Annotated in this window: 25 protein-coding genes; all 25 read right to left on the reverse strand. The window is 57.2% G+C overall.

Features of this window, described 5'->3' with window-relative positions; genetic code table 11:
• Positions 1-11: 11 nt before the first annotated feature.
• Complete coding sequence (locus tag BWI95_RS22190) at positions 12-320, reverse strand: hypothetical protein (RefSeq protein WP_054804351.1); 309 nt, start codon at positions 318-320, stop codon at positions 12-14.
• Positions 321-347: 27 nt separating this feature from the next.
• Positions 348-563 carry a hypothetical protein gene (locus BWI95_RS22195; RefSeq protein WP_232374501.1) on the reverse strand — a complete coding sequence of 72 codons (216 nt, stop codon included), beginning with the start codon at positions 561-563 and terminating at the stop codon, positions 348-350.
• Positions 564-838: 275 nt separating this feature from the next.
• Positions 839-1,174, reverse strand: coding sequence for a hypothetical protein (locus tag BWI95_RS22200; protein ID WP_083699509.1), 336 nt, complete (start codon positions 1,172-1,174; stop codon positions 839-841).
• A gap of 134 nt (positions 1,175-1,308) precedes the next feature.
• Positions 1,309-2,040 (reverse strand): complement resistance protein TraT, encoded by a 732-nt coding sequence (gene traT / locus BWI95_RS22205; RefSeq protein WP_076770375.1) that lies wholly within the window; start codon positions 2,038-2,040, stop codon positions 1,309-1,311.
• Positions 2,041-2,162: 122 nt separating this feature from the next.
• On the reverse strand, positions 2,163-2,849 hold the full coding sequence (locus BWI95_RS22210) for a hypothetical protein (RefSeq protein ID WP_076770376.1): 687 nt from the start codon (positions 2,847-2,849) through the stop codon (positions 2,163-2,165).
• Positions 2,850-2,853: 4 nt separating this feature from the next.
• Complete coding sequence (gene traG / locus BWI95_RS22215; RefSeq protein WP_076770377.1) at positions 2,854-6,225, reverse strand: conjugal transfer mating-pair stabilization protein TraG; 3,372 nt, start codon at positions 6,223-6,225, stop codon at positions 2,854-2,856.
• Entirely contained in the window at positions 6,225-7,589 is a 1,365-nt protein-coding gene (gene traH / locus BWI95_RS22220; RefSeq protein ID WP_054804355.1) for a conjugal transfer pilus assembly protein TraH, read from the reverse strand. Before traH ends, traG begins: the two co-directional genes overlap by 1 nt.
• Positions 7,582-7,962, reverse strand: a complete 381-nt coding sequence (locus BWI95_RS22225; protein ID WP_148285602.1) for a hypothetical protein — start codon at positions 7,960-7,962, stop codon at positions 7,582-7,584. Before BWI95_RS22225 ends, traH begins: the two co-directional genes overlap by 8 nt.
• Entirely contained in the window at positions 7,962-8,090 is a 129-nt protein-coding gene (locus BWI95_RS23905; RefSeq protein WP_269749970.1) for a hypothetical protein, read from the reverse strand. Before BWI95_RS23905 ends, BWI95_RS22225 begins: the two co-directional genes overlap by 1 nt.
• Before the next feature lie 17 nt (positions 8,091-8,107).
• Positions 8,108-8,707, reverse strand: a complete 600-nt coding sequence (gene trbB / locus BWI95_RS22230) for an F-type conjugal transfer protein TrbB (protein ID WP_076770378.1) — start codon at positions 8,705-8,707, stop codon at positions 8,108-8,110.
• Positions 8,697-8,924, reverse strand: coding sequence for a hypothetical protein (locus BWI95_RS22235; RefSeq protein WP_225975686.1), 228 nt, complete (start codon positions 8,922-8,924; stop codon positions 8,697-8,699). Before BWI95_RS22235 ends, trbB begins: the two co-directional genes overlap by 11 nt.
• Complete coding sequence (locus tag BWI95_RS22240) at positions 8,921-9,289, reverse strand: hypothetical protein (RefSeq protein WP_054804356.1); 369 nt, start codon at positions 9,287-9,289, stop codon at positions 8,921-8,923. Before BWI95_RS22240 ends, BWI95_RS22235 begins: the two co-directional genes overlap by 4 nt.
• A 108-nt stretch (positions 9,290-9,397) precedes the next feature.
• Positions 9,398-10,180 (reverse strand): type-F conjugative transfer system pilin assembly protein TraF, encoded by a 783-nt coding sequence (traF, locus tag BWI95_RS22245; protein ID WP_076770379.1) that lies wholly within the window; start codon positions 10,178-10,180, stop codon positions 9,398-9,400.
• Entirely contained in the window at positions 10,177-12,018 is a 1,842-nt protein-coding gene (traN, locus tag BWI95_RS22250) for a type-F conjugative transfer system mating-pair stabilization protein TraN (protein ID WP_054804359.1), read from the reverse strand. The genes traF and traN overlap by 4 nt, the downstream gene beginning before the upstream one ends.
• Positions 12,015-12,623, reverse strand: coding sequence for a type-F conjugative transfer system pilin assembly protein TrbC (trbC, locus tag BWI95_RS22255; protein ID WP_054804360.1), 609 nt, complete (start codon positions 12,621-12,623; stop codon positions 12,015-12,017). The genes traN and trbC overlap by 4 nt, the downstream gene beginning before the upstream one ends.
• A gap of 8 nt (positions 12,624-12,631) precedes the next feature.
• The gene (traU, locus tag BWI95_RS22260) at positions 12,632-13,630 is read right to left on the reverse strand and encodes a conjugal transfer pilus assembly protein TraU (RefSeq protein ID WP_054804374.1); all 999 of its coding nucleotides are present in this window, start codon (positions 13,628-13,630) and stop codon (positions 12,632-12,634) included.
• Positions 13,615-13,962, reverse strand: coding sequence for a hypothetical protein (locus BWI95_RS22265; RefSeq protein WP_076770380.1), 348 nt, complete (start codon positions 13,960-13,962; stop codon positions 13,615-13,617). The genes traU and BWI95_RS22265 overlap by 16 nt, the downstream gene beginning before the upstream one ends.
• 62 nt (positions 13,963-14,024) lie before the next feature.
• A complete protein-coding gene (locus tag BWI95_RS22270; protein ID WP_054804361.1) occupies positions 14,025-14,237 on the reverse strand; it encodes a hypothetical protein in 213 nt (70 codons plus the stop codon).
• A 12-nt stretch (positions 14,238-14,249) separates the two neighbouring features.
• Complete coding sequence (locus tag BWI95_RS22275) at positions 14,250-15,329, reverse strand: hypothetical protein (RefSeq protein ID WP_054804362.1); 1,080 nt, start codon at positions 15,327-15,329, stop codon at positions 14,250-14,252.
• Positions 15,326-15,574 carry a hypothetical protein gene (locus BWI95_RS22280; protein WP_054804363.1) on the reverse strand — a complete coding sequence of 83 codons (249 nt, stop codon included), beginning with the start codon at positions 15,572-15,574 and terminating at the stop codon, positions 15,326-15,328. Before BWI95_RS22280 ends, BWI95_RS22275 begins: the two co-directional genes overlap by 4 nt.
• 425 nt (positions 15,575-15,999) lie before the next feature.
• The gene (gene traW / locus BWI95_RS22290; protein ID WP_054804365.1) at positions 16,000-16,635 is read right to left on the reverse strand and encodes a type-F conjugative transfer system protein TraW; all 636 of its coding nucleotides are present in this window, start codon (positions 16,633-16,635) and stop codon (positions 16,000-16,002) included.
• Positions 16,632-17,069, reverse strand: coding sequence for a type-F conjugative transfer system protein TrbI (gene trbI / locus BWI95_RS22295; RefSeq protein ID WP_076770382.1), 438 nt, complete (start codon positions 17,067-17,069; stop codon positions 16,632-16,634). The genes traW and trbI overlap by 4 nt, the downstream gene beginning before the upstream one ends.
• Positions 17,051-19,693, reverse strand: coding sequence for a type IV secretion system protein TraC (traC, locus tag BWI95_RS22300; protein WP_076770383.1), 2,643 nt, complete (start codon positions 19,691-19,693; stop codon positions 17,051-17,053). Before traC ends, trbI begins: the two co-directional genes overlap by 19 nt.
• Positions 19,693-19,860, reverse strand: coding sequence for a hypothetical protein (locus tag BWI95_RS23475; protein ID WP_156884961.1), 168 nt, complete (start codon positions 19,858-19,860; stop codon positions 19,693-19,695). Before BWI95_RS23475 ends, traC begins: the two co-directional genes overlap by 1 nt.
• Positions 19,857-20,402: a type IV conjugative transfer system lipoprotein TraV gene (gene traV / locus BWI95_RS22305; protein ID WP_076770384.1), complete on the reverse strand. Its 546-nt coding sequence runs from the start codon at positions 20,400-20,402 to the stop codon at positions 19,857-19,859. Before traV ends, BWI95_RS23475 begins: the two co-directional genes overlap by 4 nt.
• Between the last annotated feature and the right edge of the window lie 8 nt (positions 20,403-20,410).

A 20,410-nucleotide genomic window follows, 5' to 3' on the forward strand; every position in this document is an offset into this window, starting at 1 on the left:
GGAGAGTCGTTCTATGCCAGCTGGCTCAGCTCAAATTCTGCCTGATGGCATCCGTCCTCCCAGTCCTGTTCGTTAATGCTCACCGCCGCAGAACGGACAGCGGTGGCCACATCGGCATAACCGGGTGAATGCCCCGCACGGGGTGCCAGACCATAGAAGGTGAACGCGTAGCCGGCCCAGTACGCAATGTGGGTTTTGTCCTTCTCATCCGGAAGCGAACCAAATACATTCAGACAGGTGGCTGTTAACAGCAGCTCGCTTTCAAGATGGACCAGGCTCTCTAACCCGGGCAGGTCAGGTCGTCGGTTTTCTGTAATCATGACGGGACATCCTCCGGCGTTTCAGGGCTATACCCTGCGGGACCAGGTCACAAGTGGTCGGGCGAGAAGCGTCAGCACATCACTGATGGTGCGGAGCGCAAGACTGGTCAGCAATGACGCCAGCAGACCGCCGGTCGTGAAAATAAGCAGCCAGCAGACCAGATTCAGCTGGCTTGTCCATGCCCAGTCGGGTTGCGACGTGCTGAGCGCCAGGGTGCGGGAGAACAGTGTGGAGTTTGCCATTATCCACTGCAGCACATCTGCGCCGTAGTGGAGCATGAGCCACGTAGTCCATGCGGAAATCAGGAGGAGGAAAAAGCAGGCAGAGATAACATTATTCAGGGCTGATTTATTCATCGGAGAATTCTCCAGGAAGTTGACGTTAAAACCCGCAGCGCTCGCCGCAATCCGGACACCGGCGCAGCCGTTTGTCCGGTGAGGAAGCGAAATATCCACTGTGGGTGAGAAAGGCACATACGCGCCGGGCTGAAAGACAGGGTGAAAGGGGTTACTGTGAGTTAAAGGTAATCCCGTTCTTCCTCCTGCTGTTTGAGTTCATACGTTGCGTCCCTGATGCCGGTCCGCCACGCCTGTTCATCCATTTCAGTGGCCAGATGTCTGACAGACAACGCCACATCCGCGCAGGCTTCAGAGTCCCACAAACTGGCGTCCAGGCCCTCCAGAGTCATGACGTATCCGGCCCACCACGGCGCAAGCGCCAGCCGCTCATACTCTTCAACGCTTCCGGACTGGCGGATAATGGCCAGGGCATGAACCAGATCGCTTTCCAGCGCAATCAGCGCCAGAAGGTCTTCTGAGCCACCCGGCCTGCGATACGGGATATATACCGACACTATTGCACCTCATCATGTTGCGCCCTTCCGGATACAGCAATGCACCCGACAGCGCTGCGCGCGACAGGAAAGCGGAACCGGAAAGGCGCTGTTAACAGTGAAGTCGGGCAGGACGCCCGGAGAAGAATGCGGGGTTACATAATGCCGGCGATGGATTTGGCCAGCTGCGCCTCGAGCACCGGTTTTGCCTCGTCAAATTTGAGGTTAACCTTGTTGGCGTTCGAGACCACGCGGGTCTGGTATTTCGCCCGGTTGCCCTGCTCTGTGCTGGTCTGCAATTTCACACCGGAGGAGCCCTGTTTCAGCGCCGCCACATTGTCTGTGGTGACGACAGCCTTGCTGCGCTCGGAGATTTGCAGATCGGTCACCATCGTGTAGTTGATGTCCTCGACCAGCGCATCAGCCGCCATACCGACAAGGCCTGCCGCCAGTCCCGCGCCGAGTGTTGCGCCAGCGGAGCCGGTGTTATAGCCCGTAATGCCCGCACCCAGGGCAGCGCCCGTCACTGCCCCTTCATAACCGGAGCTGAGGAAGCCCTGCGACTGGCGTAAATCCATTTTGTCGGCCTTGAGTACGTTTGCCTGTACCCAGAAATACGCGGCGTCCGGAGAGGCTGACACCTGATAACCTTTTGCGGTGAGTTCTGAGGCAATTTTTGTCTGCAGCCCCGACATATCTTTGTCCGACGTATTTCGCACCTGAATATACACCGTTCTTTCAGAGGCAGGTTCAAGCCAGATGGTTTCACTCATTTGTGTTCTGACGTCCAGATTGCGCTTTTTAACCGCTGTGCTCATGGCACCGCAGCCGCTGAGGGCAAAAACAGACAAAGCGAGGCCGCAAACTGCAAATTTATTCAGTTTCATATTTATTCCTGAAGTGTTTTATAAAAGAAACGCTAACCACCGGGGCAGTGGTTAGCGCTTAGTGAGAAAAGTATGAATTTGAGGGCGACTAATACGTGTAACGGGATAAACTTTTACTTCGTCTAGTATCCACGAGTCGAATCATAAGGTTGATGATTCGTCGGGTCATTAAAATTAGTTCCCCAACTATTTCCCGCAACGTCTAATCCCGACATACCACCGTGCATTGGGAGGCCGGAGGACGGGTTGATATAATTGTGGCCTACTTCTGTGGCGCTGCCGGTGTTACTACTTCCACCTGATAGCGATGACCCATCGGTAAAGCTGTGATGCGTATCATGCATGTTGGTAGTCGCAAAGGCACCTATCTTGAAGTCTTTGACTTGCTGAGCAGTGAGTTCGAAACGCCTTCCTTCAGTTATCTGGTAATATTTCCCAGATGTCTCATCAAAAATAACCCTTCTTTTTGCCTTTGTAAGGGCATAAGCAAAAAGAAATACTGCGGCCAACACGGTGTGGGCTGCTGTACCGCCAATCAATGCTGTTTCTTTATCATCTACAAACAGCGCAATACTAACTAACGCACAGCTAAGAACTGCTGACATAACGAACAACTTAAAGACCGAGCAGTCAGCGTCTTCCTTTTTTAAAGAATAGAATCCTATTAAATAGAAAGCCGAAGCAAGCACGGAAACGATTAAAGCCATAAAGAAAAAAGATAAGCCAAATCGGAAACTCATAAATAACATATATGTTAAATACAGTAACATCGGTATCAAACTATAAGCCGCATTAACTGTTTTTCTCATTTAGTCACCTCTTTCCCTCGGTTTTCTTCATTGTCTCTATTTGTTCTTTTAACTTATCTGGCTCAAGTTCGTTAAAGGGGTTAAAGCTACTTGATTGATCATATTCTTTCTCTTTCCGCTCGAGGTTAAATTTTCCTTGAGCATTATGAGATTCATCTTTAAGCATATCACTGGATGCCTGAACAGTGGATTGTTTTTTGCCTATTTCCCCAGAAGATTTATTGATATTTTGCTCGTTAGCAGATCTTTGTTCTGCCACACGCCGGTGCATCTCTTCTTGAGGTGCAAATCCCTGTCCTGCCTGCTCCTGAAGCCGTGACTGATTTTGCTGGAATGCTGTCTGCATATCCTCACCAGGCACCTTGCTGCCGCGTACCTGATGGCCTGAGCTTTCAAGATTGCCCCCTGTTTTCTGAGACGCTAACTGGCTGTGACCCGTCTGCTGCTCAGTATTATGATGCTGCGTATTATTGCCGCCCCCACGTTGTATCTCATTACTGCCTGACTCACTGAATCTGCCTGAAGAATTGTTCGTAACCGGCTCTTCAGAACTATTCGCGCGTGCATGGCTGCCCGGTGTGGTAACACCTGACACACTGCGATGCTCAGTATTCCCGTAACCGCTGATTTCATTACCTGCTGTTTGCGACCCGGTTGTTAACGGAGCACTCCCACTTTCATTACGATAGGTCTGGCTGCCACCCTGTGGGGGCTGGCCACCCGTTTCGCTACCTGCCGCATGATTACTACCGCTGACAGAATGATTACCGCTTTCGCTGGCAAAGTGCTGATTGCCGGAGGATGCAGGGCTGTAAGTACCGCCTTCAGACTGTCCACCGTGCGAAGACATTGCGGCATTATGCGGCTGCGGTTCACCGACAGTGCGAACGATATGCTCTCCGCTGAAAGCGGCGTGCTCATTGCCGCTCTGCAGATCGCTGCGCCCCTGTCCATAGTCGCCCATAATTTCAGGCTTGAGGCGTTCGTTAACAAATTCCATCGCGGCCTCTCGCGCAGTCGGGGCGCTGGTCAGCATGGACTGCGCCTTGTCTCCATAGCGGTTCGATGCCCAGTCCACGAATTCCTGCGTATAGTTGGTATCAAGCGATGCACTCTCGTTCTGAGCAAGTGTGGCCATGCGGCTGAACTCGTTGCTGTTTGTCGAACTGGTCGTGAACTGATGGTACTGACTTTGCGCATCATTAAGCGTGGCAGCAAGCTGCTGAACGTTACTGGTGCCGGCACTTTCGGAATGGCTTGCAGACTCGTTAACACGGCTGCTGGCCACCATATCCATGCCCTGCTTAAAGTCACGCACAGCTTGGCTGTTTTCATCATGGCGATGTTCGCTAGAAGACAGGCCGCTATCCTGAATTCCTCTTGAGCTACCTGTGGAGTGCCGTAATTCACCCCCACCGTAAACCTCTCCACCTGCTTTTGCGAAGCCGACGTTAAATCCTGCGCTAGCTGAAGCTTTCGCACCGGCATTAACGACTCCCTGATTACTGATATCCATCAACTCGTTATAAGCTTGCTGAGTTGAAATATTTTTAGCTTTCGCATAGTTCTCCGCTGCTGACATCATCATGCCCGCGCCACGCGTTACATTCGCAGCCTGACTGTTTTCGCTGCCATTGCTGAGACTTTCCGTGCTGCCCGACTGCTTAGTCACCTGCTCCAGTTGTGACCAACCACTGGTGACGCTGTGGTTGTAGCCGTCGAGCGCCGTCTGCGCCTGCACCTGGGACATGCGCGCCTGCTCCTGGAAGCCGGAGCTGGCCAGCTGGCTGAGACGCATGTTCACCGGCAGGTTGGACATGGCACCAGAGCCGTCTATGACATTCTGTCCACTGGAAGTCAGGGTGTGGCTGGAGCCGTTATCTGCCTGCCAGGTCTGCTGTCCCAGACGCTGCACCATATTGGTGTCCATCTTGTTCTGGTTCAGGTTGTCCATCGACATGTTATTGAACGACCAGTTGCCGTCTGCCGTGGTGGAGGCCACGCCGGCAGAGCCAAACGCCATCGAGCTCATCACGCTGCCTGCCAGCTGCGATCCCATTGCCGCCGCCCCTTTGGTCAGGAAAAACGACAGCACCGGAATCGACATCGCGCAGTACCCGGCAAGGTTGGCGACATCGGAGTGCTGGAGCGCGACCGCATCCCGGTTGGACAGCACCAGGGGGGTTCCCCCTGTTTTTGTCTGCAGCCAGAATGTCGCGGCGTAGTTAAGGATGGCGAACATCACCGGCCACATCTGGAAGTACAGAAACCCGCCGATATACAGCTTCAGGGTGTTCAGCCCGAAGAGACTGTGGTTTGCTGCCGCCAGCGCGATGACCAGCGGGAACAGGCAGACCAGGATCAGCATCATGAGTGACTGCAGGAACGGTAACTGCCGTGTGGCCAGTGTGCTGCCTGCCGCCCAGCTGAGGCGCTGCTTGGTGGCAGCACTTTCGGTGGCCAGATTCAGCAGGTTCGCGGTGTCCGATGAGCGGGCCGCAAAGCCGCGGATGCCCTGACGGATGGCAGAGTTAGTCACGTTGTTTTTCATGATCTGCGCCGCACTCATCCCGCCGGCGTAGAAGAAGCCGTAACTTTCATTCATCGCGTTGGCCAGCATCACCGCCCCGTTCATCCGGTTTCCGAAGATGCGCTGCGTGAGCATGGAGAAGGTCGGGCTGGTCAGCTGACTGTCCTGGCCTGCCAGCGTCTGGATCTGCGAGGCGGCCTGCTGACAGGTCAGAAACTCACGGTTCGTGGAGGTGGTTTTGAAAATCCCCCGCAGCGGGCTGGGGTTACTGGTGATAAGCCCCAGCGGGTCAGTGGTGTTCAGCAGCTGGTTCACGGTGTATTTGTGGTTCAGCAGGATATCGCCGATGACACAGTTTTCCACGTAGTCAGGCAGCATCTGCGCCAGCTCCGGGTTCTGCGTCTGGATATCACTGCTTTCCGCCACGATACCGGACCCGAACAGCATGCCGGTTTTGGTGTAGGTCACCGAGTCCGGGCGCGCCATCATGTAATCGTAAAGCTGCGCAACCCGATACCCGATCCCGGTTGTCACCGAGGCAATGCCGGCCAGCCCCACCGGCACATTATCCGTCACCCACACGGCCGCCGGATCGGTGATATCAATAATCTGAACCGAGCGTTTCGGCACAAGCAGCACGGAGGTGATCAGCATGAATATCGCCAGCCACTGCACGAACACCATCGGGTTACGGCTTTTGGTGAACGTTGCCAGTACGCCGAGCACCGAGAAAGTGCCTGCGATACGCAGCAGGGTGCTCCACGTCCCGGTGCCGAGGATGCCGACGACCGCGTCAAACGCCGACTTCCACATCCCGCCACCGTAGATTGTATAGATTTCAAGCATCAGGGGTTCCCCCACTTGTAGTTGCTCTGGTATGAGCCGGAAACGATGGTTGAGACCTGCTGCTGCAGGTACTGCATGTTGCGGTCGATGCCGTCCAGCGCATTCTGGTCAGCCGCTGACTGGAGTTTCATGTCAGCCAGCAGTCCCTGAGCATGGAGGACGTTGTCGCGCAGTTTTGAGGCCGCTTCTTCCGGCCAGTTTTTCCCGGCCATCGAGAGCGAGGCCTGCTTGACCAGCTCCTGGAGGTACTGAATCATCAGGTCCTGGGCAATGAAGTCACTGACCTGCAGCAGATACGTCGCGCTCTGCCCCATACTCTGGGCGTTGGTGAGATACTTCAGCACCGGCACGGAGGTGGTGTTCACGAACCCCTTTTCCTGATCCGACAGCGGGGTGTCATTGACCAGTTTCGACTGCATTGAGAGCATCAGGTTTTTCACCAGCGTGACCAGCCCGTTCTGCTCCTGAACGTTGATGCTCACCACCACCGGCGTCAGGCATACCGACTCTTCGTCGCAGCCATACACCTTCGCGGTGCCGCCCCGCATCAACACCTTGACCAGATCGCGGTTATCAACCAGCGGCGTCAGGATGGTCACCTGCCCTTCCTTGTTGAAGATGATGGAGCCGACAGCGCTCATGACCAGTTCTTTCAGCTGGCGGTTGTTGTCAAAAAGCCGGTTGCGGCTGAGCGCATCCCAGATAAGGTTTTTGTTTTTCAGGACCTGATCCTTGTCCTTGTCGCTGGCACGGCTTGTCACACTGTCACTCTTGCCGCCTACAGTGCATCCCTGACGGGAGGCTGCCCAGTCCGCGAACATGTTGCTTTCGCCGGCGATGTCCTGACAGATTTTCTGCTGGGAGACCTGGGTGACCGGCCACAGACCGCCGATAATGCCCTGCGCGGCCTGACACGAACTCATGTTCATGGAGTTGACGTCGTTGGCCAGCTTCTGCAGAAAGTCCTTCGCCTGCTTCAGCTCCGGCACCATCGTCTGCAGCGCGAGATCGAAGGCGTAGCCCTGGGCGTTACTCATGATTTGCTTCACGAAGCGCTGAATTTCTTCACCGCTGATCATGGAGAAGGAGCCGAGATAGGCATCGATACCGCCGCAGCCGGCGTTCAGGGAGGGCACCTGCATCGAGATAAGCTGGACGTTCTTGACCGGGTTACGCAGGTAAACCGACCCGCCGGTGAAATACCCTGCGGCCTGCCCCTGCCACGCCTGTGCCTGGGTGACGTTGCCGCTGTAGCCGAGACTGCCAAAGAAACCGTTGAGATCGCCGTTCACGTCAGCCTGTGCAGGTGTGATGACCATGCCGGTCAGGAAGACGGCTGCTGCCGTCAGGAGAGGCTTAATCATGGATATTCTCCTGCACAGCGGGCTGACGTGTGAGACGGCGGTGAAGCACGCCGGCGAATTCTCTGGCCACCATCACCAGGACGCTGAGGCAGAGCAGCACCAGAACCCCGACCAGAAACGACAGCACCATGTAGTCCGGGTAGTGAATGAGAATGGAAAGCGTAAACTGCTCGCCGCGCGTCACATCCGGGCGCAGTGACATCAGCGTTTCCAGTGTGAGGCCGGTGCATCGCAGGTAAACGACATGCACGACAAGCAGAAAAATCGCCGCACTCAGCAGTCGCCAGAAAGCTTTCTCTGTGGCGGCTTTTCCCGGCTCGTCGCTCATCATGATCTTCATAACAGCAATTAACCCTGTTCTGAGCCTGTTCATTACGCGCACTCCTTCAGTTGCTGAGCATCCGTAAATCGGGCATCGCGTGGATCGTCGACCGGAAACGCCCTGCTGTCCTGCAGGCATGCGAAACCGGTACGCGGTGAAGCATACGGTGTTGTAGTCATTCTTTTTTCCGTGTGTATTACTGAGGTGTTACCTGCGCGTTTGCCGGCAGCGGGGGAAGTGACTGTGGATCAATCTGGTCCATATCAGCCTGAATCAGGCTGGCGTAGCGGCTTTCCAGCGAGGTGATATCCATTACCCCCTGCGTCAGCGGGTAGGCCCGCAGGGTGTGGACGTTAACCATGAACGCGGTCGGCGTGGCAATGGGCAGCCCGTTACCAAAGAACGTCATGATTTCGTCCGCCAGGGGCGATGCCGGATCGCTCTTGCGGGGGATCAGCGGCACCGGAAACGAGGCATCGCCACCGCCATCCAGCGTGTAGGGATACACCCGGATATTGTGCTGGTCAGCCCAGTGCTTCAGGTCAGGGTCAAACTTCGCGCTGTACTGGCAGTGCGCCTGCATAAAGACAACCACCGCGTAATCCGCCATGTTGACGCGACGACCGTCAGGCAGTTGCATCAGGCTCTGCGGGTCAGCAGGTTTTGCCGGCGTCTCCGTCGCGGGTTGCTGCTGTGTGATTTTCGCGGCATCGAGGGCGGCAATTTCATCCCGCACACCGGCGCTGGCCAGCAGGGGAAACAGCAGTAAAAGCGCGGTCAGGGCGTTACTTTTCATCCTGCACCTCCGGGATAACATCATGGCGGTGTCGCCAGTGCCACCAACGGTTACCGGCCAGAAGCAGCGCGGAGAGCGCCATCAGGAGATAGCCTCCCCACAGGCACATTAACTGGGTAAGCCAGGGGTATGCCCCGGTGATATCGCTGAGGCACTTGAACATGATGCCGGCAAAGAAAATGACGACAATCTCAGACAGGGACAGGGCTTTCATCATTTCACCTCTGCCGTTTTTTTATTCTTCTTTGCCATCAGAAGATGAATGAGGCCGCCGGCAAGCAGCAGTGTTTCAATGACGCATAACGGCACCCACAGGCGTTGTTCTTTCACTGCAATGAGGACGGCACTGATATTTTCTGACACGGTGACGGGCACAACCACTTCGGGAGCAAGGCATCCCGAATGGCTGACAGGGCACATCTCAGCGTAGGCATCACGCACTTGCCAGAGAGTGGCGGTATCGGTCAGTGCATATGAAACGTATTCAGACAGCCAGATACTGAGCATCAGTCCGGCAGGATAAAAGAAGAAAAACAGGAGCGAATTTTCCAGTATCCAGGAAAACCATTGAGGAAGTTTCATGAAATGCCTCGTTTAGCAGGTAACGAAATGAGTGTTGAACAGGAGAAACAGACAGCACACCGACCGGCACACAGTGCATGCAGAGCGGTGTCAGCTGAAAGTTGAATTTCAGAAGTTGGGTTTAAAACCGGTGGACACATTCAGGAAGCGCTTCGCCAGGTCATCCTGGGTCATGAAGCCGTAAACCAGCGGCTGGAAGTTGCGGCTGCGCGGGTCAACCAGAAACAGTGCCGGGAAGTGCGTGATACGCATGGCCTGTATCTGCCCGTTGTCCGGGCGACTGTCCGGGAGCGACGGTGCCACCTGCCCGTCAACCGAGACCGGAATAAGGGACAGATGGTTAATCTTCGCAAAATCGGCCACCACACCGGCCATCTGGGCATCGATCGGGTCACTGCCCCGGTAGAAGTAAAACAGCCCGTACTGCTGCCCCATCTTCGCAATCGCCTCCTGACGCTGCTCCTGATCGCGGGACTGTACCAGCGGTGCCATGCTGTTGTAGTGCGGGTACTCCAGGTTGTAGTCCAGCTCCGGGTGCGTCAGCTGCGCGGCGGCAAACGACTGACTGAACATGCTGCTGCGGTCGGTCCAGAACTTCTGCCACTTGAGGTACGTGGCCGTGTTCTCCCGCGTCGGGTACAGGATGGCGCGGTTAAGCGCCTCCATTGTGTACTGACGCAGCACCTTCGCCTGCTCCTGCGCCGTCATTTTGCTCAGGTCCGGCACGCGCGGCTTCTGAGGCTGAGGCTGAACTGGCGGCGGCGCTGGGGCTTTTTTCGGCTCGTTGTACCAGGACCAGCCCGTGAACGGCGCTGCCGGCGTGACAATCTCCTCAGCGAATGCCGGGAGTACCATCAGCATCAGCAACAGGGAAATACAACGGCGCATCATTTTGTGCCTCCTGTCTGTTTCACCTGTGCGGCGATGCGGTCTTTCACCTGCTGCACCATCACCGACGAGTTGGGGACTTTCTGGTTAGCCATCAGGTCCTCGTAGAAGTCAGCGAAGTTGATACGGTCAAAATCGATGCCCTGCAGCTGGGGAACGGTGATGCCGCCGCAGTTGGGGCTGCTGCCGCTGCCGAAACCGACACCCAGCTGATCGCGTCGTCCCTGCTCCTGAATGATGCGCGCCAGCTTGCCGTCAAACACGCAGTACACTTTGCTTTTCTGCACGCACTGGCCGAGGACTTCATGGTCACAGCGTTCGCCCACGCTGACGGTGATTTTCTTCGCTTTTGCTTTGCCCAGCGCCAGCTCATCGTCATTACAGGCGGACAGCCCGGCATCCTGTCCCCAGCCGCTGTCCTTACAGCAGTTGGAGAAGCCCGCAAACGCCTTACGACAGCTCATCGCCTTACCGGTGAAAGCTTTGACATTTATCTGATCGTCCTTCACATCGGCGGCGGCTGAGGCGAGACCGGCCAGTTTCGCCACGGCGGTATCAAACCCGCTGTCACCCGCGCCATCGGTGTCACTGCAGTTCCCGGACTGGCAGAAATACGTCCCGCCGCAGATAAGCCCGGTGGAGGAGAAGTTGCGCTGGCACTCGTAGTTCACCACCTCATGCTCACAGTAAGCGCCGGTGCCGGTCTGGCACTGCGTTCCGGTAACGGTGCAGGCGGGGTTATTCATCAGTGAGGCGCAGGTGCCGTTCGAGCCGGTTTTCTGCAGGTACTGGTCTTCATACTCCCAGCAGTCGCTGTAAACCTGCTGCGTCTCGCCGTCGATTACCACGGGGCGGTTACCGCCGGGCACGGTGCAGACGCTGGAAACCGGCACGGCACCGTTCTTGTCGAAGCCGCAGGTTTCACGCCAGACCACTTTCGGTACGCTGCTGGTTTTTTTCACCCGGATGACCAGGGAAATTTTGAGCTGCACATGCCGGTTCTTGAAGGTCTGGCTGCCTGACCCGGAGTGAATGCTGTGCTGATGTTTTGAGGTGAATGCCACGCCGGCCGTCAGCGTGGCAGGAACCGGGGTGAACGCCACATCCTGCGCGCTGCCCTTGTTGTGCCAGGGGATTTCCGCCCCTAGGACATAAATGGTCATGTAAAAGCGCGGCTTGTTCCCTAACCGGTCTGACCAGGTGTATGTGGCGCGGACAATCTCGCCACTGACGGTCGGCACAATAGTGGCGATGTTCATGCCGTTGATCTCCTGCACCGGCTGCTGACTCATTTCGTACTCCACCGTTTTTGTTTCCCAGGTGGTGCCGCTGCCATCCACCTCAACGGTCGCGCTGCGTTTGCAGCTCTGGTTAACCCACACATCCCGCTCGCAGGTGTATTTGTCGAACACGGATTTCGTGACCGTGCCAGGCTGACACTGCTGCGGATTACCGGTGCCGTTGACGATGTTGTCGGCAGCGCCTTCCGCATTCTTGCCGGCGGTGATGAAGGGGGCTTTCGGGTCAATCACCGGCAGCGGGTTTTTCGTGCCGGCATCGATAACGGCCTGCCCCGCCCCACTGTTCTGCAGCGCCTGCTGGCCTTTACTGTTCAGGCCACCGTCGCCGCCTGACACGCCGCCGTAGTAGCCCGTTTCGGGCGGGCTGGCGGTATAGCCCGGAATGCTGCCCTGCACCGTGCCGGGATTTTTCAGGGACGAGGTGCCCTGTGAGGCCTGTCCCTTACCAAAGCCGGCCCCGGCACTCCATGCATCCTGATTCGCATCCGCACGGACCAGGCCACTGGAAAGCAGCGCCAGAAGAAAAATGACCGGTTTCATCGGGCGGCCTCCAGCAGCTGGCGTGCCGTGGCGGCACAGTCGCCGTCAGACGCCACCTTCTCCAGGGCCTGCTGCAGCGGGAGACTGCCGCGAATGACGTCGTAATGCCCCGGACAGGTGACGACCAGCGCCGGCACGGCGGTGATGTGATAGTCGCTGTACAGCGTCGGGTCTATCTGGACGCCGATGTCCTTGTCCTCTCTGGCCAGCTCAAACATGGCCGCCGCGGTCTGGCGAAAATCATTGTTACGAAGCCCGCGCAGGGTGGCCGGAATGTTCAGGCGGTTAGCATCCTTCAGCATCGGCACCAGGCCTTCGCGCGGCAGCCCCAGGCTGACAAAGTAAATGGCCGGAAAGGTCTTTTTCTCACCTTCAGGATGTTCTGCCGCGATCCCCTGCTGAAGACGCGACATCAGATCCTGCTGCTGCGCCGGCAGCGTCATCGTCTGCCCGGACAGCGTGTCCTTGAAAGCCTGTAAATTATCCTGCTGCTGTTTCATCCACGCCCGGTCACGGGCGGAAACGTCAGCCTGCTCACTGGCTGCGGCGCAATGGCAGAGCACCAGGCTGCCGGCAAGCAGCGCCCGGAAAAGAGTATTTTTCATGGAAGACCTCAGAGAAAGACGCAGTTACGTTTACGCCAGAGGAGATACCCGAAGTTTTTCTTCGACGACGGGGAGTTGTGGGACGTGCCCCAGAGCTGCGTACTGGCCCCGAACGGGTGGCAGTTGGACGCCTCCGGCAGCATGTTCACCATCTGATAGCGCCAGCGCTCTTTGGGAATAATGGGGGACGGGTACTGGTTACAGACGGCGTTGTTGGCACCGATCGAGTTCCAGACCAGCCCTTCCCGGTGCATTTTGAACGCCATGCGCTCGGTCACCAGAACTGACGTCTCCAGCGGTGAAAATTCCCCGGTGGTATACCCGGTCAGGGGATACATCGACCCCTGCGCCCCGGCGCACCAGAACAGCGGCGACAGCGGCAGACCGGCGGACGCGGCAGCGGCATCTGCCGAACAGGCGGCCTGTGCCACCAGGTTGCCGAAAAGCGCGGCTTCCGGGTTAATCAGCATCGAGAGCGTGCTGTCAATCCACAGGGGATCGACCTCGGAGAGGTAGGCGATATCCATGTCCCCGGTCTGCAGGCACCCGATACTGGTGATGATATTCAGCCACCATATCAGCGGGTATTTGTACCAGTGAACATGGTAGAACGCGCCGGCAGCGGGTCTGTCGCTCTGTCCGGCCGTGCCGGTCCCGGTACGCCCCAGATCGATTTTAAATCCGCCCATATTGACCATCACGCCCGGCTCACGGGTGACGTCCGTCATGGCCATCGGCTCCCAGAAGCCAATGGCCAGACCGACGCGATAAAGCACCCCGACCGGGCATATCTGCAGCGGACTGGACGGGTTACTGGTGTCAGGCTGTGGCCCGGAGGCCAGTTTGATGTTACCGAGCGTCATGGGAAACAGACACTTCCAGCACACGTCCGTGATGGGGTTCACCCAGCGCCCTTCCCCGGCATTACTGGCGGACGACACGGGCAGTGCCGTACCAGCCAGGACAATACCGAGCAGAAAGAAGACCGCCCTCAGCCTGCGTCGCATGGCACCTCCCGCCGGCGCAGCCAGATACAGGCGGGACCGTAATCCTCGTCGTCGAATATCGCGCCGGTAAACCAGCCCTCACCTGCAGGTACGGGCGGTGTCCAGTATGAAATATCGGCATTGCGGGCGTATGCCTGCGCCGCCGGCGTGTCTTCGTCAGGATCCAGACAGACCAGCGTGTCCTCCAGGCCGTTGTCCGCCAGCCAGTGGTCATATTCAGCCTGCGGGACACAGTCCCGGTCACGGTAAAATGCAGTCAGTGCGGGGTGGCACCAGTAGCCGTCAGGTGTGCGGACAACCGGCACCGGCCCGACAGATTCAGGAAGGTTCATGTTATGCCTCAGCGGGGTATGCCACGGCCACCGGACGGCGGGAGGGCGGATAAAAGGAGAAGTCAGTCGTTTGGCGCGGCTTCGATAATCAGCTGCTCACGCGTGGTTTTGTCCATCCGGCGCAGCCCGACAATGGCGGCACGGATGACTACAGAGGTTTTGTAGAGCGGGTTTTCGCCGAGGATCTCTTTCAGACAGGCATCGGAATCAGCGTTATGTCTGACGGAAGAGATGATCAATCTGTGTGCCCCGCTCCGTTCAGGGTCTTTAAGCATGGGTCCACCTTTTCAGGCTGTTTTGTACATAGCGTCAGGGACGTGCGCCGTGAAGCCGTAACCGGTATCACCGTTAACTTCAACGTCCTCCGCGCTTCCGCAGTTCATTTTAAAAACCGCCTTCTGCAGCAGGTTTGCCATGGTGCCCCGGTCATCCTGAGCCGTCCCCTGCACGATGATCCGGGCAACAAAACGCCCCGGAGCTGGCGCGGCGTCCTTTATCTCCTGCAGCGCCGGGGGCAGCGCCATCATGCCGGTCTGCGGGAAGAAGCCCGCGCCGCCGGTACAGAGCCGGGTAGTGACAGACCACCGGACGGGTGAGGCGTCATTGCCGGCGATACCACTGTGCTCAAACCCGCCGGTGACCGTCTGTGCTTCAACCGCAAAGAGTGAGCGGTCTTCCCGCCAGGTGCTGCCGATACGTCCCAGCGCCCGGGAGATACTGGCATACGGGACGCCTTCACCGGCCTCCACGTCCAGCATCAGCTGCCAGAACATCGGCGTAGTGGTTTTTCCCGGTGTCGCAACCCGCTGTAAGCGCCAGCCACGCTTGCGCAGGCTTTCGAGCAGCTCTTCCAGCATTCTCTCGCCGTAGCCGCTTTTCTGGCTCTGCCGGACAATGTCCGTCACCATCTCCTCCGTCTGCGCCGGTGCCCAGTATTGTTCCCTGGCACGGACAAGGGCGGCGGCAATCTGCTGCCGGTCTGCGAAGGGCATGGATTGCATCGACAGCGTTCCGGGCAGCTGCCCGGTCTCACTCGTCAGTGCATAACCGGCGTCATCAAGCGCGTGCTCCAGACTTTCCAGCATCCGGAGCATCGAACTGAGGCCACCTTCCTGCCAGAGATAAATGGCCGTGCTGAGATCGGTCAGCGTCTCGTTTTTCGACGCTTCAACAGGGGTGCCATAGCGCCATTGCTTTACTGTTCTTCCCTTTATTACACAAAAATAATAAAGCACTGAATAACCCGCCATGAATATCCCCCACATAATCAGGGGGCGCTGAAAGTTCACATCGGCACCCGCTGCCTGCAACTGTAAAAGGGAGATAGCTGCAATCACGGTCATGCCGACAAGGAAAAGAATTCTCATGCGCGGCTCTCCCGGTGTTTATCAAGAAACGCATTGATCAGAAAGTCCGTGAACCGCTCATCGCGCTTCTCTACTTCCTTGACGATCACGCCGGTGGCGCGCTGCCAGCCCACAAAGGCTTTGGTCACGAGATGACTGGCCCAGCCATCAAGTTCGGGATAAATTTCTTTCAGTTGATTGCCGCTGACACGCAGCGGCTTAGCAGGTACCGGACCGGTACTGCTGTTCGAGTGAGTTACATTCATGTTGTCACCACGGGCAGAAATAAAAGAGGGTTTACAAGAGCGCTGGATTTTTGGTTACCAGGGGAGTCGCCTGAACATATACCCGGCCATAAGCCACAAGGGTACGGCGTACGCCAGAGCATTCATAACGACTGAGAACAGTGCAGGTTGCGAACGCCTGGACACATCTTTTGGTCCCCATCCCCTCACTGTATTCATCTGGAAAATGACCTGTACCTGACAAAGCGTATACGTCAAAAAAAAGAGAAAGGGCTTTGCTGTGATGTCTTTCCAGAGAATGGCAATAGCAACACACTGGATAAGAAACGTAATCACTGAGGCACATATGGACAGCCGCCGGTCTTCTTCCCTGACCGTACCGGCAACGACCCACGCCGGCAGCGGTGTTAACAACAGTGTGTAAGTTATAAGAAGATAACTGCCATTCATTGACTCACCTCCGGTAAACGTATTTCTTCAATCTTCAGAACCCGCCCGTCACGCGTGATACGCACCGGGGTGTGCTCAAACCCGAATTTCGTGGTCAGGACGCCGGCCTGATCGAAGTAGATGCGTTCGTTCAGGGCATCGCTGGTTTCCTTGATGTTTCCCTTCACCAGGATGATTTTGAAATCCGTCGCGCCGCCCAGCTGCTGCTTCATCCAGGCCACCTGCCCGCGGTTGTCGCCGTCGAGAAAGTAGAGCGTCTGGCTGTAAGGCACCCGGTCGAGCGGATTCACCTGATCGCCTTTGCGGGCAATAATGTTGCCCTGCATATCGGTGATGGTTTCGTTGACGGTAAAGGTGGGGTCATAACTGAAGGCGCGGTACTTTTCGGCAGGCGTCAGGCCGGCAACGGGCGGCGGCCTGACGGCGTTACGCTTAACGCGCTCAACCGCCTCGTTGCGCAGCTGGTTCAGCTCACCGCTCTGCTCCATCGACTGCAGGCGCTTCTGGATAAAAACCAGCATGTCCTGCTCCTGCGGCTCAAACACATTCCCCCAGGTACCGAGGTCTTTTGCCCCGGCACCGGCCGTGATGCCCGCCAGGAGCATCACGGCCAGACAGCGGGTCAGGTTCATTTCACCTCCCTGCCAGGAGACTGCATCCGCGCCGCGATATCGTTGCGGATGGCCGTGGTAATGTCAGGCTGCACACTCACCACGGCCGGCTGTACCAGGATCACCGCGTTATGCTTCTGCTGCCACGCGGCCAGGCTGTCGATCATGGCCTGGTTGAAACGACTGACCAGGGCTTTCGCCCTCGCCTCATCGAGTTTCTGCTGCGCAGACTGCTGGATGAAGATGTCCATCGTGCCCTTCATGTCGAACGTCACGACCTGCGGGGTCACCAGTCTGGCCACGCCCCAGGCGATGCCGGTCACAATCAGCAGCGCGCCCGCGCCGCACGCGACCAGCTTCGGCCAGCGCGATGCCATACTGCCCGCCAGCGTCACACCGTCACGCACCACCTCCGCGTCATAAGGTTTGTTATCACTCAAGCTTTTTTCACCCATTCCTCAAGCTCCGCCAGTTCCTGACCATATTTGATGCCTGCCAGCCGGTATGCTGCCTCTTCGGAACTGGCCCCTTTTTTCTGCTCTTCCTGCATGAACGCGAAGTCTTCGCCGCGCGAACTGAACATGGCGCGCGTGACCGGGTCGACAAACAGGCGATGAAACGAACTGCGCTCGCCGATCGTGATCAACAGCGAGCTGTAGCCGGTGTCGATGGCGGGCTGGAAGTACTTGATGACCTCTTTTTCGATTTCAGTGAACTGATCGGGATATTCCGCCAGATACTGTTTGAAGGCCTTTGCATCCTGCAGGAGGGTGATTTTGGTGGAACTGTTGTTCCAGGCCGCTTCCGCCTGCTTACTGGCGGTAAAGTCCTTGATACCCTGGGTGATGGTGATGAATGCGCCACGGTGACGACGCACGGTACGGTAGCCGGTCTCAATAAAGGTGGCAGCGTGCGGGTTAGAGCCCCCGAGCAGTCGCCAGGCCTCATCGATGATGGCCACTTTTTTGATGTTACGCGGGCTGTGATACATCTTTTCCTGAATCGCCAGAATGAGCGAGAACAGGACGGCACTGAGCAGCTTCGGTTTGTTTTCCAGACTGAGCATCTCCAGCACGGCGAAGCGCGTATCTTCGTCGAGCGTCGGCTTCTCGGCGTTGAAGTATTCCCCGTATGAACCCCAGCTGCAGTAGGCTTCCAGCAACAGGGCCAGCTCGGCAAGACGGGCCACAATCGTTGGTCGATCCTGAAACCCGTTGTTGACCTCCGGGCTGGTGAGATAGGCATGGACATCATCAATGCGCGCCCTGTTCCCTTTACTCTCCCATGCCTCGGTCACGGCTTTCTGCAGGATGGCTTCACATACGCCGTCCAGCGCCTCTGTCGGGCTGGCCAGTACGGCAAGAAGCCGTACAATCCCCTCAGCTGAAACCCTGATATCACGGATGTTGGCAAATGGGTTAAAGCGCAGTTCGGCCCCGTCGAGGTAGACGCCCCCGGCCTGCTTACAGTAGTTTTTGTAGCTGTCGCCCATGTCGATGACCCAGCCAAATCCGCCAGAATTCAGGACATCACGCAGTACCCCCTGAACGAGAAACGATTTTCCCGCCCCGGACGTGCCAGTCACCGCAATATTGGAGTTGGTGCTGCCGTTCGCCTCATCAAACATGTCGAAGAAAGCAGTCTGGTTGCGGTAGGTCGGCAGCGGCATGCCGCGCCGTGACAGGTGACGTTCACCCACCACCGGCATCAGGTTGACGGCATTCCAGCTCTTGGCGCGCAGTGTGGCACCGGTGGCTTTCAGGTCTTCCCACATCCCTTCCTGCATCATGAACGGCATGGAGGCCAGCCAGTTACGCATCTGCTGATACTGGATAGTGGTCAGCTCCAGCTCATTTTTACGGAATACGTTAATGGCGGCCAGCTCGCAGGACAGCGCATCTGCGTCATTATCCGGCGTGAACAGGGTGAGGTTAAAATAGTACCGGCACAGGGACACCTCATTGGTGCCCAGCTCCATCTGCATTTTCCGCCATTCTTCCGCCTGTTTTTTCACCCCCGGAAACAGCATGGCGTAGGCCGAGCTGGCTTTTTTGCCGAGATCCATATTCTTGCGCAGCGCCTCGCCCTGGCTCCGGGTCTGCTCTTCCAGCTCGATGGTCCAGGTCAGCATGAAGGGACAGGGGATGCCGAGGTCAGGAAAGCGCAGGTTCTGAAGGTTGTCAGCGCCCTGCCAGAGTGCAAAACGCGTCGGATTTTTGGTCAGCTGCATGTTCACCACGCGACACGATGAGGCCGCCACGCGCGTCTGCCGGACTTCCGTTGCGTTACCGGCGTTATCCCGCATCTGCTTTTCAATGATGGTGTCCGGCAGCGCCAGGCTGATATGCGACGGGCGAACCTTGATATCGATACCCTGATCGACCACCTGACGGTTCATCTCCTCCTCGGTGTTCCACTCATCACCGGCAGGCATGACCTGTTCTGAACGGTAGTTAACAAGTTCACGCATGAGCGAGAGGAAGTCGTTTGCTGTGGTGTTCACTGAGTCGATACGCGCGGCGTTCAGTGACACGCGGATGGTATTGCGGATCTGCTTGAGTTCATCCGTTATTTTCGGGGTGAAGTGACGAGCCTTACGGCCGTACACAATAAATAAGCGGTAATTTCGCAGGTAAAGCGGATACTCCCGTTCATTGGCCAGTCCCTCCACAGCTGATTTTTCCCAGAATGCGCGGGTAATGCGGTTGAGATGTGCGGCCATCGGGCCTTTCCACATGTCGGCGCTGACGCCGTGCGAGATACGCTCCCCGACACACTTGCTGGCGACCATGATGACGGTCACCGGCGTTTTGCGTGGCAGCTTCTTACGCAGCATGTCATCCAGCGCGGCGACCACCTGCTCATTCGCGCCCGGCAGAGGGGCCGCTTCAACGATAAAACCCGCTGAGCCGGCATTGATAAACATGTCGTTAGCGTCATCGTAATAACGCCACGGCAGGGCTGCGGTCAGGGAGGGATAATCCCAGGTCTGCTGCAGGTTGGCTTTCGCCGTCGCGGAGCCATCTTTCTGGCCGCCCTTTTTCAGCAAATCCATCATGCTTTCTAAAAATTCAGACATTAATAATTCCTTTCATTCTGGTGCAATTGGGCTGCGATATCGCCTGGTTGCACCAGGCCTTTCGCAACAAGGGTGTAATACAGCAGGAAGCTTTTACCGGCAGCCGGTTTCCCGGTGCAGATAACGTTGCCGGTCCGGCAGACGCGCCGGGCTGACTTGCGGCTCATTCATCGCCCTCCCCGATAACGCGGAACCCCTCATCCCAGTGAGATTTGTTTTTCACAAACTCCACGACGGCGGGCTGATGAAAGTTGTCGTCGGTGTCGACCCACGGGGCAATCCACAGTCGCTGTGTGGCGTCGGGGATACGCTGCGCGGTCACGCGCCCTGCGCCGCTGACAGAGCTCGCCGGCGACACATACGATGTTGTCTGTGCAGTCGGGCCGGTCAGGGTGCTGCGTACCGGTGACGATACGGTGGCGATCGGGCGCGGGGCGATGACACCGGTTGCTGCGACAGATACGGGGCGGGAAGAACTGACCGCCGGTGCCGTGTTACGCAGTGCCGGCAGGGTTTCACCCGCAGGCTTTTTTACGGCAGCGTCCTGACCGATGTCGTTAATGCTTTTTCCCTTTGCGGCCAGGGCATTGGCCTCAGCGGTGGTCAGGCATTTATCGGTGGCGGTGGCATTACAGTCGAAATCTGAATTCATACCGGCGCAGCCGGTCAGCGCGCTGCACAGCAGTGCAGCACCCAGTAATTTATGCATGGATGACT

The organism is Kosakonia cowanii JCM 10956 = DSM 18146, assembly GCF_001975225.1.
GTDB lineage: Bacteria > Pseudomonadota > Gammaproteobacteria > Enterobacterales > Enterobacteriaceae > Kosakonia > Kosakonia cowanii.